At 67.7% G+C, this 15,537-nt stretch carries 10 protein-coding genes; all 10 read right to left on the bottom strand.

The window, feature by feature from the left end; genetic code table 11:
* Window positions 1-104 precede the first annotated feature (104 nt).
* Window positions 105-3,854 carry a glycoside hydrolase family 2 TIM barrel-domain containing protein gene (locus tag H074_RS21670; protein WP_007032202.1) on the bottom strand — a complete coding sequence of 1,250 codons (3,750 nt, stop codon included), beginning with the start codon at window positions 3,852-3,854 and terminating at the stop codon, window positions 105-107.
* Window positions 3,855-4,043: 189 nt separating this feature from the next.
* Complete coding sequence (mmsB, locus tag H074_RS21665; protein WP_007032201.1) at window positions 4,044-5,297, bottom strand: multiple monosaccharide ABC transporter permease; 1,254 nt, start codon at window positions 5,295-5,297, stop codon at window positions 4,044-4,046.
* A gap of 3 nt (window positions 5,298-5,300) precedes the next feature.
* Window positions 5,301-6,824, bottom strand: coding sequence for a multiple monosaccharide ABC transporter ATP-binding protein (gene mmsA, locus H074_RS21660; RefSeq protein WP_007032200.1), 1,524 nt, complete (start codon window positions 6,822-6,824; stop codon window positions 5,301-5,303).
* A gap of 4 nt (window positions 6,825-6,828) precedes the next feature.
* The gene (gene chvE, locus H074_RS21655; protein WP_007032199.1) at window positions 6,829-7,956 is read right to left on the bottom strand and encodes a multiple monosaccharide ABC transporter substrate-binding protein; all 1,128 of its coding nucleotides are present in this window, start codon (window positions 7,954-7,956) and stop codon (window positions 6,829-6,831) included.
* A 26-nt stretch (window positions 7,957-7,982) separates the two neighbouring features.
* A complete protein-coding gene (gene araA, locus H074_RS21650; RefSeq protein ID WP_007032198.1) occupies window positions 7,983-9,488 on the bottom strand; it encodes an L-arabinose isomerase in 1,506 nt (501 codons plus the stop codon).
* Entirely contained in the window at window positions 9,485-10,171 is a 687-nt protein-coding gene (locus H074_RS21645; protein ID WP_007032197.1) for an L-ribulose-5-phosphate 4-epimerase, read from the bottom strand. The genes araA and H074_RS21645 overlap by 4 nt, the downstream gene beginning before the upstream one ends.
* Window positions 10,168-11,841, bottom strand: a complete 1,674-nt coding sequence (araB, locus tag H074_RS21640; protein WP_007032196.1) for a ribulokinase — start codon at window positions 11,839-11,841, stop codon at window positions 10,168-10,170. The genes H074_RS21645 and araB overlap by 4 nt, the downstream gene beginning before the upstream one ends.
* Before the next feature lie 158 nt (window positions 11,842-11,999).
* Window positions 12,000-12,983, bottom strand: a complete 984-nt coding sequence (gene yjfF / locus H074_RS21635; RefSeq protein WP_007032195.1) for a galactofuranose ABC transporter, permease protein YjfF — start codon at window positions 12,981-12,983, stop codon at window positions 12,000-12,002.
* Complete coding sequence (locus tag H074_RS21630; protein WP_007032194.1) at window positions 12,980-14,017, bottom strand: ABC transporter permease; 1,038 nt, start codon at window positions 14,015-14,017, stop codon at window positions 12,980-12,982. The genes yjfF and H074_RS21630 overlap by 4 nt, the downstream gene beginning before the upstream one ends.
* Entirely contained in the window at window positions 14,014-15,534 is a 1,521-nt protein-coding gene (locus H074_RS21625; protein ID WP_039923101.1) for a sugar ABC transporter ATP-binding protein, read from the bottom strand. Before H074_RS21625 ends, H074_RS21630 begins: the two co-directional genes overlap by 4 nt.
* Window positions 15,535-15,537 lie beyond the last annotated feature (3 nt).

The following is a 15,537-nucleotide window of genomic DNA, read 5'->3' as shown; positions in this document are numbered from 1 at the left end:
GAATTCAGTCTCCCTCGCAGTCGGAGATCCAGACTAGCGACTGCCGCAACTCGTGAGTGGTAATGACGGTTCTAACCGTCATTACCACTCACGAGGCATGAAGGTCAGCCGCCGGTCGGCAGCCCCGCGCGCGCTTCCTGCGGAGTCAGCGGCCGCAGCGACAGCGTGTACTCGTAGGTGCTGTCCGGCCGGACCTGGCTGCGTTCCCGCACCGGGTTGGGAGTGTCCCCGACCCCGGTCACCGCGTGGCTCGCGTGCAGCGTGAACCAGCCCTTGTTGCGCTGCAACTGGAACGGGTACGCAGCCCGGTCGAGGTCGTCGAACGGCGTCACGCTGACGTCGTTCGCTCCCCCGACCAACAGGCCACCGGTCCGGCCGTCGGTGAGCAGCGCCCATCGGCTGTCGGTGTGGTTGCCGTGGTCCTGCGGCCGGTGGTACTCGACGTACTGCTGGTCCACCGTGCTCGACTGCACGCCGATCGGCGTCCCGTCCTTCCGGTCGACGTAGCTCTCGGCTTTCCGCCCATACCAGGTGAACCGGTCGTACCGGTCCGGCACCGCGAGCGAGACACCGATCCGCGGCAGATACGGCAGCGTGCGCACACTTCCTTGCGGCACCACCCGGTTGCCGAGGCTCAGTGTCCCGGCCCGGTCGACGGTGTAGGTCATCGTCTGGTCGAACCACGCCCCGGCGACGTCCGGCGCCGCGACCCGGCTGTCGACGATCACCCGCACACCGCGCGAGCCGTCCTTTTCGACCCGGACGCCCGTGACCGTGGTCTTGAGCCGGTCCAACCCGGCCTTACGCCAGTCCTCACCTTCCGCCCTGCCCCAGGCGAAGGTCTCGTTGCTGATGGGTGCCCGCCACGCGTCGAGCTCCGGGCCCCCGCTCAGCAGTTCCTTGCCCTGGTGCCGGATCGACGCCAGCGCTCCGGTGGACTTGTCCACCCGATACGTGACGCCTGCCGCCGAGGCAGACACCGAACCCGCGTCCTCGACGACGCCGACGGACTTCCCGTCGAGCGGCGTCCGGTCCAGGCCCGGAACCCGTTTCCCGCCAAGGGAGAACTGGTCGTGCGCCAGGACGTGTCCCCTCGCGAGCATCGGCTCGCTTTGGGTCATCACGGCCTCGACGGTGAGGAACCGTTCGCGGTCCGCGGGATTCGGCGGCACCGGAACGGCGATGTGGCCGGTCGCACCGGCACCCACCCGCAACGGCTGTTCGCCGCCGGCCACGATCCGGGAACCTTCCTGGACCCGCCACCGCAGGTTCAGCTCGTCGGTGCCCTTGAACTGCCGCTCATTGGTCACCGACAACGAACCACCCGACCAGGCGAACCGGAGCGGCTGGTGTGCCCACGCCATCTGCGCGGTCTCCGGCTGCGCCGACCGGTCCGAGCCGATCAGACCGTCCACACCGGACAGACTGGAGCCGTACGACAGGTGACTCCCCCGGTCCGTGACGCTGTCGAAGTCCAGCGCCAGGACGGCCCCGCCCACCGGGGCGGCACCGGACAATTCCGCGGCGGAAAGCGGCTTGTCGTAGATGCGGACGTCGTCGACGGCGCCGCGCCCCATCCAGCCGATGCTCGACGGGTCGTTCCACGACGTTTCGAAGTCGCGCCCGATGTTGACCTCCGCCGAAGACGAGTCGATCGCACCGCTGAACGGCTTGCTCCCGATCTCCTTGCCGTCGAGGTAGAGCCGCAGGGCCGTACCGTCGTAGGTCCCGCTCACCCGGTGCCAGTCGCCGTAGAAATCGGCGGGCACCTTGGCCTGGACCGCCTGCCACGTTCCACTGTGGATGAAGAACTCCAGGGTGTCCTGTGTCTTCATCTTGAGCGCGTACTGATGGTCGCCCTTGCCGAGGATGCGGAAGTCACCGGTCCACTTCCCCGGCTTCACCCAGGCGTCCAAGGTCAGCGCCTTCCCGGTGATGTCGAGTTTCCGGTCGCGGTAGACCTCGACGAAATCGTCCAGCCCGGACAGCGCCAGCGCCTTGCCGCGGTGTCCCTCGACCAGCTCCGGCTTGCCGCTGAGGTGCGCCGAGATGTCGTTGCCCGACGAATCGGGCGTGATCCGGATCCGCTGCCGGATGTTCTGTTCCGCCCAGTCCCAGATGAACCCGCCCTGGGTCGACGGATTCGCCCGGATCGTGTCCCAGAACTCCTGGAAGTTCCCCAGGCTGTTGCCCATCGCGTGGGCGTACTCGCCGAAGATCAGCGGTTTGGTGGTGTTCTTCGCCTGCTCGGCGAACTTCTCCGGAGACGGATACCGCGGCCCCCAGACGTCGGCGAAAGGCGCGTCACCGTCCGGGCTGTTCGACTGGTGGTAGATCGGCCGGGTCGGCTCGTTCGCGTCCAGCCATTCCGCCAGCGCGAAGTGATGCGCGCCGAGACCGGCCTCGTTGCCGGTGTCCCACAGGAAGACGCTCGGGTGGTTCTTGTCCCGTTCGACCATGCCGATCATGCGGTCGAAGAACGCGTCCCGCCAGGCCGGGTCGTTCGCCTGGCAATAGCGTGCGCAGTTCTCGTGGTTGTGGGTCTCGATGTCGATCTCGTCGTCGATCCAGAGGCCGTGCCGGTCGGCCAGTTCGTAGAAATAGGGGTCCGAAGGATAATGCGAGGTGCGGACCGCGTTGACGTTGAGCTGCTTCATCAACGCGACGTCGCGCTCCTGCGCGCCGCGCGGCACGTGCCTGCCGTGATCGGGATCTGTCTCCGCGCGGTTGACGCCCTTGAACAACACCCGTTTCCCGTTGACGAGCAACTGCTTGTCGCGGATCTCGATCTCGCGGAACCCGACCGTCTCGCTGGTGATGTGCGTGACGCGGCCGTCGGGCGCGGCCAGCGTGAGGACGGCCGTGTACAGGTTCGGTGTCTCGTCGGTCCACTTCGCCGGGTTGCGGACAGGCAGGCTCAACGCCGTCTTGCCGCCCGCGTCGACCTCACCGCTCGTGGTCCCGACCTCCTTGCCCGCCGCGTCGCGCAAGCTCAACCCGACCCGGTGCCTGCCCGTCGTCCCGCCGGGTTTGGTGGCGATCTCGACCGCGGCCTTGAGGGTGGCGTCGGTGTAGGTCGCGTCGAGGTCGGTGGTCAGCCCGACGTCCTGGATGAACGTCCCCGGTGCCGAATGCAGGGTCACGGAGCGGAAGATGCCCGAATACCGCCACTGGTCGACGTCCTCCAGGTAGGCACCGGCGCTCCAGCGGTGCACCTGCACGGCGATCCGGTTCGGGCCTGGCCGCAGCGCGGAGGAGATGTCGAACTCGGCCGGCGTGTAGCCACCCTGGTCGTAGCCGATGTACTGCCCGTTGACCCAGACGAAGTACGCCGACGTGACGCCGTCGAAGCGCAGGAAGGTCTCGCGTTCCGTCCAGTCCGCGGGCAGGGTGAAGTCGCGGACGTAGGCGCCGGTCGGATTCACGTCACGCGGGACGCGCGGCGGGTCGTCGGGCTGGATCTCCGTGGCGATGTTGCGGAAGATCGGGTGGTCCAGACCGTCCGTCTGCCAGGTGTGCGGCACGGACACCTCGCGCCAGCGCGACGCGTCGTAGCCGTCCTCGTGGAATCCGGCCGGGACCTGAGACGGGTTGTCGGCCATCGTGATCCGCCACTTGCCGTCGAGCGACATCGTGTACGGACTGCGTTCGTCGCGACGGGCCGCGGCGGAGACGTCGGCGTAAGGACGCAGGAAAGCGTGCGGTGGCTCCTGTCCTTCGGCGACTTTTCGTGGATCGTCCAGGTAGGACTGGACGTCGGCGGGTGGACCGTCGGCCGCCGCCGAAGAGCCGGCCGCGACGAGGGTCCCGGCGAGCATCGCCAGGACCAGGACGATGGGTCGTGTTCGCAGCACTGCGTTCAACCTCCCAGAGAGTTCAGCTGAGCCGGAAGCTGACCCGTTGACGATCCCGCACCGCGGCACCGGGACGGAAGACCAAGATCCTTCCCTTGTCGTGGGCCAAATAGGTGGCAGGTTCACCCGGCAGGCGGAAGGACACCGCCAGCCGTGAGTGGTAAGGACGGTTAGAACCGTCCTTACCACTCACGAGCTTTTGCCTGTACGGGCCCGTCGTTTGGTCCAGATGTCGTACGCGACGGCGGCGAGCAGCACGAATCCCTTGACCAGGTTCACGCTCTCGGTCGGCGCGCCGATGAGGGACATGCCGTTGTTGATCACGCCCATGATGAGACCACCGGTGATCGCGCCGACCACCTTGCCGACCCCGCCCTGCACCGCGGCGCCGCCGATGAACGCCGCGGCGATCGCGTCGAGTTCGAACATGTTGCCCGCGGTCGGCCCGGCCTGGTTGAGCCGCCCGGCCACGATGATCCCCGCGAGCGCGGAGAGCACGCCCATGTTGACGAAGATCCAGAATGTCACCGACTTGACCTTCACCCCGGACAGCGTCGCTGCCTGGAGGTTCCCGCCGATGGCGTAGATGTGGCGGCCGAACACCGCCCGCGTCGTCACCAGCGAGTAGCCGATCACCAGCACCGACAGCAGGATCAGCACCCACGGCAGGTTCTTGTACCGCGCCAGCTGGACCACCACGAACAGCACGACGGCGGCCGCCGCGGCGATCTTCAGCAGGAACATCGGCAGCGGGTCCACCTCCTGCAGGTAGTTCAGCCGGGCCGTCCGCTTGCGCCACCTCGAGACGACGGCGCCCGCGATGGCCAGGGCGCCCACCAGCAGGCTGACCACGTCGGCGCCGCCGAGCGGGCCGAGCCCGATGTTGCCGAGGTAGCCGCCGGTGAACCCGTTCGCCAGCGTCCGCACCTCGTCCGGGAACGGGCCGATCCCCTGGTTCCCGAGCACGGTCAGGGTGAGGGCGCGGAAGATCAGCATCCCGGCCAGCGTCACGATGAACGCCGGGATGCCGAAGTAGGCGACCCAATACCCCTGCCACGCCCCGATCACCGCGCCGACGGCCAGTGTGATGAGCAGTGCGACCGGCCACGCCATACCGAGGTTCACCATCAGCACGGCCGAGATCGCGCCGGTCAGCGCCACCACGGAACCGACCGACAGGTCGATGTGCCCGGCGATGATGATCAGGATCATGCCGATCGCGAGGATCAGCACGTACGAGTTCTGCACGATCAGGTTCGAGATGTTCTGCGGTTCCAGCAGCGCGCCGCCGGTGAGGATCGAGAACAACACGACGATCAGCGCGAACGCGACGTAGATGCCGCTCTCGCGCGGGTTGAACGAGATCCGGCGCGGCGCCCTGGCCGGCGCGGTTCCCTGCTGTTCCGGGACACCGGTGACGGTGTCGGCGGAGGCGGTGCTCATGTCTTACTCCTGTTCCCTGGTCATCGCCCGCATGAGGACCTCTTGGGTGGCCTCGGCCCGGCCGACCTCGCCGGTGATCCGGCCCGCCGACAACGTGTAGATCCGGTCGCACAGTCCGAGCAGTTCCGGCAGCTCGGACGAGATGACCAGGACGGCCTTCCCCTCGTCGGCGAGCCGGTTGACGATCGTGTAGATCTCGTACTTCGCGCCGACGTCGATGCCTCGGGTCGGCTCGTCGAGGATCAGCACGTCCGGATCGGTGAGGATCCACTTGGACAGCACGACCTTCTGCTGGTTGCCGCCGGAGAGCGTGCCGGTCACGCTTCGCACGTCCGGTGCCTTGATGTTCATGCTCTTGCGGAATTCTTCGGCGACACGGTGTTCTTCGTTCTCGTCCACCCACCCGCGCCGGGCGAGCTTCCCCAGCGCCGCGCCGGAGATGTTGCGCTGGATGTCCTCAATGAGGTTGAGCCCGTAGCGTTTGCGGTCCTCGGTGGCGTAGGCGATCCCGTTCGCGACGGCGTCGCCGACCGTGCGCACCTCGATCTCCTTGCCGTCCTTGACCAGACGTCCGGAGATGTCCTTGCCGTACGAGCGGCCGAACACGCTCATCGCGAGTTCGGTCCGCCCGGCGCCCATCAGCCCCGCCAGCCCGACGATCTCGCCGCGCCGCAACGTCAGGCTCGCTCCGTCCACGACGACCCGGCCGTGTTGCGTCGGGCTGTGCACGGTCCAATCCTCGATCCGGAGGACCTCGTCGCCGATCCGCGGTTCCCTCGGCGGGAACCGGTTCTCCAGTTTCCGGCCCACCATCCCGGCGATGATCCGGTCTTCGGTCACCGTGCTCGCGTCCAGCGTCTCGATCGTCCTGCCGTCGCGCAGGATGGTGATCGAGTCGGCGATCGCGGCGATCTCGTTGAGCTTGTGCGAGATCAGGACGCAGGTGACGCCGTCGTCGCGGAGGCCGCGCAGCAGTTCGAGCAGATGCGCCGAATCGTCGTCGTTCAGCGCCGCCGTCGGCTCGTCCAGGATGAGGAGTTTGACCTCTTTGGACAGTGCCTTGGCGATCTCGACCAGCTGCTGTTTGCCGACGCCGATGTCGAGCACCGGCGTCACCGGGTTCTCCCGGAGGCCGACGCGCCGCAGCAGCTCGCCCGCCTCGGAGTTGGTCCGGTTCCAGTCGATCAGCCCGCCGCGCGCCTTTTCGTTCCCGAGGAAGATGTTCTCCGCGATGGACAGCTGCTGGCACAGCGCGAGTTCCTGATGGATGATCACGATGCCGCGGCGTTCGCTGTCGCGGATCGCGGAGAACGCGCACGGCTCGCCGTCGAAGACGATCTCGCCGTCGTACGAGCCGTGCGCGTAGACGCCCGAGAGCACCTTCATCAGCGTGGACTTGCCCGCGCCGTTCTCGCCGCAGATCGCGTGGATCTCACCCCTGCGCACCGACAGATTGACGTCCTGCAGCGCCTTGACGCCGGGGAAGGTCTTGGTGATCCCCCGCATCCGAAGGATTTCGTCGGTCACGTCGCTACCTCAGCTGTTCCGCGGTGTAGTAGCCGGACTCGATGAGCTCCTTCTGGTAGTTCCCCTTGTTCAGGATCACCGACTCCAGCAGGAACGCCGGGACGACCTTCTGACCGTTGTCGTAATCGGTGGTGTTGTTGGTCTCGGCCTTGCCGCCCTTGAGCACCGCGTCGGCCATCTTGACCGTGGTCTCGGCGAGTTTGCGGGTGTCCTTGAAGATCGTCGAGTACTGCTCACCGGCGATGATCGACTTCACCGACGCGACCTCGGCGTCCTGGCCGGTGACCACGGGGTACGGCTGGCCCGGGGTTCCGTAGCCGTTGCTCTTCAGGGCCGAGAGGATGCCGATGGAGAGCCCGTCGTACGGCGAGAGCACGCCCTGCACCTTGTCGCCGGAGCTGTAGGTCTTGGTCAGCAGGTCTTCCATCCGCCGTTGCGCGGTCGCCGCCTGCCAGCGCAGGATCGCCGCGACGTTGAACGCGGTCTGGCCGCTCTTGACCACCAGCGTCCCGTTGTCGAGGTACGGCTTCAGCACCGACATGGCGCCGTTGAAGAAGAACGTCGCGTTGTTGTCGTCCGGCGAACCCGCGAAGAGTTCGACGTTGAACGGTCCCTTGCCCTCCCCCGGCGAACCGTCCTCCTTGAGCACCTTGAACCCGGTGAGCAGCGACGTCGCCTGCTGCACGCCGACCTTGAAGTTGTCGAAGGTCGCGTAGTAGTCGACGTTCGGGGTGTTGCGGATCAGCCGGTCGTAGGCGATGACCGGGATCTTCTTGTCCGCGGCCTCCTGCAGCTGGGTGGTGATCGCGGTGCCGTCGATCGAGGCGATCACGAGCAGCTTCGCGCCCTTGGTGATCTGGTTCTCGATCTGGTTCACCTGGGTGGGGATGTCGTCCTCGGCGTACTGCAGGTCGACCTGGTAGCCCAGCTTCTCCAGCGCCGCCTTGATGTTGTCGCCGTCGTGGATCCAGCGCTCCGACGACTTGGTCGGCATGGTGACACCGACGAGACCGCCCGCGGCACCGCCGGCGGCCGCCTGCTGATCGACGGTCTTCTCACTCGAACCGCAGGCCGTCAGTGCGGCACCGAGGCCGACCGCCACGGCCAGTGTGGCCAGTTTCGTGAACTTCATTGTTCCTTCTCTCCGGTGGGGACCGATCAGAATCCTTGTGCGAGCCGGTAATAGGCCTGGTTCCAGCGCATCCGGTCGGCGATCGAGGCAGGGGTCGTGGTCCGGTCGATCACCAGCAGTTCGACGTCGAGCATGGTGGCGAAATCCCGGATCGTTTCGGCGCCGACGGCCTGGGTGAGCACCGTGTGGTGCGGTCCGCCCGCGGTGATCCACGCCTCGGCGGACGTCGCCAGCGACGGCGCCGGCTTCCACACCGCGCGCGCCACCGGCAGATTCGGCAACGGCTCGTCCGGCGCGACGACCTCGACCTCGTTGGCCACCAGACGGAACCGGTCACCGAGGTCGGCGAGACCGATGACGACGGCGTCACCGGCGGCGGCGTCGAAGACCAGCCGGACGGGATCCTCGCGGCCACCGATGCCGAGCGGGTGGATCTCGCACGAAGGCCGGGCGGCGGCGATGCTCGGGCAGACTTCGAGCATGTGCGCGCCGAGGATCTTCGGCTCGCCGGGACCGAAGTGGTAGGTGTAGTCCTCCATGAAGGACGTCCCGCGCTCCGAATCGCGGCCCATCGCCTTCACCGCGGTCAGCAGCGCGGACGTCTTCCAGTCGCCCTCGCCGCCGAACCCGTAGCCGTCGGCCATCAAGCGCTGCACCGCGAGACCGGGGAGCTGCCGCAGGCCGCCGAGATCCTCGAAGTTCGTGGTGAAGGCGCCGAAACCACCGCGCGTCAGGAACGTGCGAAGTCCTTGCTCGATCCGGGCCGCGTAACGCAGCGATTCATGCCGCTCCCCCGCCTTGACCAGCTCCGGCGCGAGCGAGTACCTGTCGGCGTACTCCTCGACGAGAGTGTCGATCTCGGCGTCGGGCACCGCGTCGACCAGTTCGACGAGTTCGTTGACGCCGTAGGTGTTCACCGAGACGCCGAACTTCAGTTCCGCCTCGACCTTGTCCCCGTCGGTGACCGCGACATCGCGCATGTTGTCACCGAAACGCGCGAGCTTGAGCGAGCCGATCGTCTGACGTCCGACCGCCGCGCGGACCCAGGCGTCGATCCGGTCGGCGACCGAGGGATCCGCCGCGTGCCCGGCGATGGTCTTGCGCGGCACCCCGAGCCGGGTCTGGATGTAGCCGAACTCGCGGTCGCCGTGCGCGGCCTGGTTCAGGTTCATGAAGTCCATGTCGATGGACTGCCACGGCAGCGCCTCGTTGAGCTGGGTGTGCAGATGCAGCAAGGGTTTCCGCAGCGCGTCCAGGCCGGTGATCCACATCTTCGCCGGCGAGAACGTGTGCATCCACGCGATCACGCCGACACAGGCGTCGTCCGCGTTCGCGTCGAGCATCACGCGCCGGATAGCCGACGGCTCCGTCAGCACCGGCTTCGCGACGATCCCGGCCGAGATCCGGCCGGTGTCGGCCAGCATCCGCTGGATCTGCAAAGACTGGCCCGCGACCTGTTCGAGGGTCTCCTCCCCGTAGAGCGCCTGACTCCCGGTGAGGAACCAGACCTCGGTCTTGCGCTGTGTGCTCACTTCTCTCCCTGCTGGCCGTAGACGTTCTGGTAGCGCGCGTAGAGCCGGTCTATGTCCTGTCCGGACAGTGGTTCCGGTGTGCCCAGCGCGGAAGCGATGTGGACGGTCTTGGCGACGTCCTCGACCATCACCGCGGCCTTGACCGCGTCCCGTGCGGTGCGGCCGACGGTGAACGGACCGTGGTTGCGCATCAGCACCGCGGGTGACCGGCCGGCGCGCAGCGTCTCGACGATGCCCCGTCCGATCGAATCGTCACCGATCAGCGCGAACGGTCCGACCGGGATGTCTCCGCCGAACTCGTCCGCGATCATCGTGAGCACGCACGGGATCGGTTCCCCGCGCGCCGCCCAAGCGGTGGCGTAGGTCGAATGCGTGTGGACGACACCACCGACCTCCGGCATGTGCCGGTAGACGTAGGCGTGCGCGGCCGTGTCCGAAGACGGCGCCAGGTCACCGTGGACCACTTCGCCGTACAGGTCGGTGACGACCATCGTGTCGGCACTCAGTTCGTCGTAGGACACCCCGGACGGTTTGATCACCATCAGGTCGTGCCCGGGGACTCGCGCCGACACGTTTCCCGCGGTCCAGATGACCAGCTCGTAGCGGGTCAGCTCGCCGTGCAACCGGGCGACGGTGTCCCGCAGTTCTTCGAAGGTGTCCGTGATCTCCACGGCGAGACTCATCGGTGCTGTCCTTTCCTGGCGGCACGGCGTCGGGCGGCGAGCCGGTGCATGACGTCGTTGGCCCCGCGGCCGAAGTAGTCGTGCAGCGCGGCGTACTCGGTGTAGAGGTCGTCGTAGGCCTTCACGTTCTCGGCGATCGGCCGGTGGACCGCGCGGCGGACCGAGCCCATCGCGAGGGCCGCCGCCGGGACGTCCGGGTGCGCTCCGGCCGCGACGGCGGCGTGGATCGCCGAGCCCAGCGCGGGACTCTGCGCCGAGCCCGCCACCGAGAGCGGCAGGTTCGTGACGTCGGCGTAGATCTGCATCAGGAGCGGGTTCTTGACCAGGCCACCGGCGACGATCAGTTCGGTGACCGGCACCCCGGCGCGTTCGAAGGTCTCGACGATCGTCCTGGTACCGAACGCGGTCGCTTCCAGCAGCGCGCGATAGGTGTCCTCGGCACGGGTCGCGAGGGTCTGCCCGACGACGACGCCGGACAGTTCGTGGTCGACCAGCACCGACCGGTTCCCGCTGTGCCAGTCGAGCGCGACCAGCCCGTGCTCGCCGATCTCCTGGACCGAGGCGAGCCGCGTGAGCAGTTCGTGGACGGAGATCCCCGCCTCCCTGGCGTCCTCCACATAGGACGCCGGGACACCGTGTTCGACGAACCACGCGAAGATGTCGCCGACACCGCTCTGCCCGGCCTCGTAGCCCCACTTCCCCGACACGATGCCGCCGTCGACGACGCCGCACATCCCCGGCACTTCGCGCAGTTCGGCGCCGTTCATCACGTGACAGGTGGACGTGCCCATGATCGCGACCATCTGTCCCGGCTCCACCGCCTGGACGGCGGGCGCGGTGACATGCGCGTCGACGTTGCCGACGGCGACCGCGATGCCCTCCGGCAGCCCGGTCCATTCCGCCGCCTGAGCGCTCAGGTTTCCCGCCTTGGCACCGAGTGCGCCCAGCGGCTGCACGAGTTTGTCGTCCACGAAGGACCCGAAGCCGGGCGCCAGCTCTTCCAGGAACTCCGCGCCCGGGTAGCGGCCGTCCTGCAGGATGCCCTTGTACCCGGCGGTGCAGGCGTTGCGGACATAGGTCCCGCTGAGCTGCCAGACGATCCAGTCTGCGAGCTCGACCCAATGCCGCATCCGGTCGTAGACCTCGGGCGCCTCTTCGAAGACCTCCAACGCCTTGGCGAACTCCCACTCCGAGGAGATCAACCCGCCGTAGCGCGGAAGCCACGACTCGCCGCGCTTCCGGGCCAGCGCGTTGATCCGGTCCGCCTGCGGCTGCGCGGAATGGTGCCGCCACAGCTTCACGTAGGCGTGCGGCTCTCCGGCGAACTCGGGCAGTTCGCACAGCGGGGTGCCCTCGGCCGTCGTCGGCACCATGGTGCACGCGGTGAAGTCGGTGCCGATGCCGATCACGTCGGCGGGATCCGCGCCGGCGGCGCGGACGGCTTCCGGCACGGCGGTGCGGAGCACGTCGACGTAGTCCGACGGCACCTGCAGTGCCCAATCCGGCGGCAGACCGTGCCCGGTCTCCGGCAGGATCCGGTCGATCACGCCGTGCCGGTACTCCGAAACCGCGCTGCCCAGTTCCGCGCCGTCACGGACGCGGACCACGACGGCCCGGCCGGACAGCGTCCCGAAGTCGACGCCGACGACCAGCGGTTCCCCTGTACTCACTTCGTCTCCCGCACTGTTAGCGTTCACATTCCTGGTCGAAAACCACGATCATGCGTGCTTGGAGCCGGAACACGCGTGTCTCCAGGCGGATCACGCGTCTTCACGCGTGTTCCGGCTCCAATCACGCGTGTTCCGCCTTCCATCACGCGTGTTCCGTCTTACGTGACTCGCCTGCCGACGAGGCGTTGCAGGACGATGAAGGCGAACAGCAGCGCGCCGGTGATGATCGAAGTCCACCAGGAGTTCAGCGTGCCGTCGAAGGTGATCAGGGTCTGGATGATGCCCAGCACCATGATCCCGAGCACCGTCCCGAGGACGTAGCCGGAGCCGCCGGTGAGCAACGTGCCGCCGATGACGACGGCCGCGATCGCGGTCAGTTCCAGCCCGACACCGTTGAGCGGATCGCCGGAGGACTTGTACAGCACCAGGAGCAGACCGCCGAGTGCCGAGCAGAACCCGCTGAGCGTGTAGACCGAGATCCTCGTACGGCCGACGTTCAGGCCCATCAGCAGCGCCGACTTCGGGTTCCCGCCGATCGCGTAGACCGTCCGGCCGAACCGGGTCCCGTACAGGACGTACGCCGCGACGGCGACCACCACCAGCGCGACGACCACGCCGATCGAGATGTGCAGTTCCCCGCCGAGCGGGATCTGTGTCTGCGCGAGGCTCGCGACCGTGGGGTCGTCGATCGAATACGCCTGGGTGCTGATCGTGTAACAGAGCCCCCTGGCGAAGAACATCCCGATCAGGGTGGCGATGAACGGCTGGATCTCGAAGACCTGGATCAGCACACCCATGCCGAAGCCGAGTGCCGCGCCGATCGCCAGTACCGCGGGAATCACCGCGAGCACCGGCCAGCCCTGGTTCTGCAGCAGGTCGGCGGAGACCACTGTGGACAGCGCGACCACCGAGCCCACCGACAGGTCGATCCCGCCGGTGAGGATCACGAACGTCATCCCGACGGCGACGACCAGCAGGAACGCGTTGTTGATGAACAGGTCGAGTACGACCTGGCCGGAACCGAACGCCGTGTAGCTCGAAGCGCCGTAGAGGTAGGCGCCGATGAGCATCACCATCGTCGCCAGGATCGGCAGATGCCGCTGCCGTGGGCGATAGCCCTTGATGCGGTCGAGCGTCGTCATACCCCGGCCTCCACCTTCTCCGGCTGGACGGCGGGTGACGGCGGGGCCGCTTTCCGCCGCCGGGCGAGCTTCCTGCGGAACACCGGCGACTGCAGCAGGCAGACCGCCAGCACGACCACGGCCTTGAACAGCATGATCGCCTGCGGGGCGATGCCGAGTGCGTAGACGGTCGTCGTCAGCGTCTGGATGAGCAGCGCGCCGATCACCGAGCCGGTCAGCGAAAACCGGCCACCGGTCAGCTGCGTCCCGCCGATGACGACGGCGAGGATCGCGTCCAGTTCGATGAACTGCCCGGCGTTGTTGCCGTCGGCGCTGTGCACGTTCGCGCTGATCATCAGTCCGGCGATGCCGGCGCAGAGCGCGCAGAAGACGTAGGTGAGCCAGATCAGCCGGGTCGACCGGAGCCCGGCGAGCCTGCCCGCTTCCGGGTTGCCGCCCACGGATTCGACCAGCAGGCCCAGCGCCGACCGGCGGACCAGCACCGCGGCGATGGCGAACACGGCCAGCGCGATGAGGATCGCGCTGGGCAGGCCGAAGGTGAACCCGCTGCCGATCCATTCGTACGGCCCCGAGTTGACGGTGATGATCTGGCCGCCGGTGATCAGCTGGGCGATGCCGCGGCCCGCGACCATCAGGATCAGCGTCGCGATGATCGGCTGGATCCCCAGCACCGCCACGAGCCAGCCGTTCCAGAGGCCGAGGACGAGGGCGAGACCCAACGCCATCCCGACCGCGGCGAGGGCCCCGCCGACGCTGTTCTGATCGCCGAGTCCGCTGATGTGCAGGCAGGCGAGCGCGCCGCTGATCGCGACGACCGCGCCGACGGAGAGATCGATCCCCCGCGTCGCCACCACCAGGGTCATGCCGATCGCGATGAGGATCAGCGGGGCGCCGTTCTTGAGGATGTCGATCAGGTTGCCGTAGAGATGTCCGTCGCGGAATTCGATCGCGAAGAACGCCGGATGGACGATGAGGTCGCCGAGCAGCAGCGCCAGCAGCGCGACGACCGGCCAGAACAACCGGTGTTCGGTCATCGTGCGACTCCTTCGGCCATCGTCGCCATGACGCGGTCCGCGGTCAGCGATTCGTTGTCCAATACGGCGACCACCGCGCGGTCGCGCAGCACGACCACCCGATGGCTCAGCCGCAGCACTTCTTCGAGTTCGGCGGAGACGAACACCACCGCCATCCCCTCGCCCGAGAGCCGCGTGACGAGCCGCTGGATCTCCGTCTTGGCGCCGATGTCGATGCCGCGCGTCGGCTCGTCGAGGATCAGCAGCCGCGGTTCGGTGATGAGCCACCTCGCGAGCAGCACCTTCTGCTGGTTGCCGCCACTCAGGTCGCCGACCTTCGCCTCGGCGTTGGCGGGCCGGATGTCGAGCGCCTTGATGTAGCGCTCCGCGATCTCGTCCTGCCGCCGTCGCGGGACAGGGCGGGCCCAGCCCCGTGAGGCCTGCAGTGCGAGCACGATGTTCTCGCGTACGGTGAGTTCCTCGACGAGGCCTTCGGTCTTGCGGTTCTCCGAGCAGAACGCGATGCGGTGGTCGAGACCGGTCCTCGGGGTCTTCAGCGACACCGGCTCGCCGTCGATCCGCACCGATCCGCTGTCCGCGTGATCGGCGCCGAACAGCAACCGGGCCAGTTCGGTGCGACCCGAACCGAGCAGCCCGGCGAGGCCCACGACCTCGCCCGCCCGGATGTCGAGCGAGAACGGCGCGACCCCGCCCTTGCGGCCGACGTCGCCCGCTTCGAGGAAGACGGTCGCCCCTGCGACGTCCGACCTGCTGTGGCCCGCGTCCTCGATGTCTTCCAGCGCCGCGAGTTCCTTGCCGATCATCCTGGTGACCAGGTCGACCGGGGTGATCTCCTCGGTGCGGTACTCGCCGATCAGCTTTCCGTTGCGCAGCACCGTCATCCGGTCCGCGACGGCGAAGACCTGCTCGATGAAATGGGAGACGAACAGGATCGCCATCCCCTGATCCCTCAATGAGCGAAACACGTTGAGCAACTGTTCGACCTCGCCGGCGTCCAAACTGGACGTCGGTTCGTCGAGTACGAGGACCCGCGCGTCGACGTCGAGCGCCCTGGCGATCGCGACCAGTTGCTGCACCGCGATCGAGCAGCTGCTCAGCTCGGCCGAAACGTCCACCTCGACGTCCAGCCTGGCCAGCAGCGCGGCCGCCCGGCGGCGCGTCTCGCGCCAGTCGATGCGGCCACGCCGTCGCGGCTCCTTGCCGAGGCAGATGTTCTCCGCCACCGACAGGTTCGGGCAGAGGTTCACTTCCTGATACACGGTGCTCACGCCGGAGCGCTGCGCCTCTCCCGGCCCGTTGAACGCGACCGGGGAGCCGTCGAGCTCGATCGTGCCCGCGTCCACCCCGTACACGCCGGTGAGCACCTTGATCAGGGTGGACTTGCCGGCACCGTTCTCACCCATCAGGGCGTGCACTTCGCCGGGGAACATCCGGAAGGAGACGTCGTCGAGGGCGACCACGCCGGGGAATTCCTTCCGGATGTGGCTCATCCGCAGGATCGCAGGGGGTTCTGTCATCGG

Origin of the sequence: Amycolatopsis decaplanina DSM 44594 (assembly GCF_000342005.1) — a bacterium.
Classification (GTDB): Bacteria; Actinomycetota; Actinomycetes; order Mycobacteriales; family Pseudonocardiaceae; genus Amycolatopsis; species Amycolatopsis decaplanina.
This window is presented reverse-complemented; position numbering and strand designations above follow the sequence as displayed.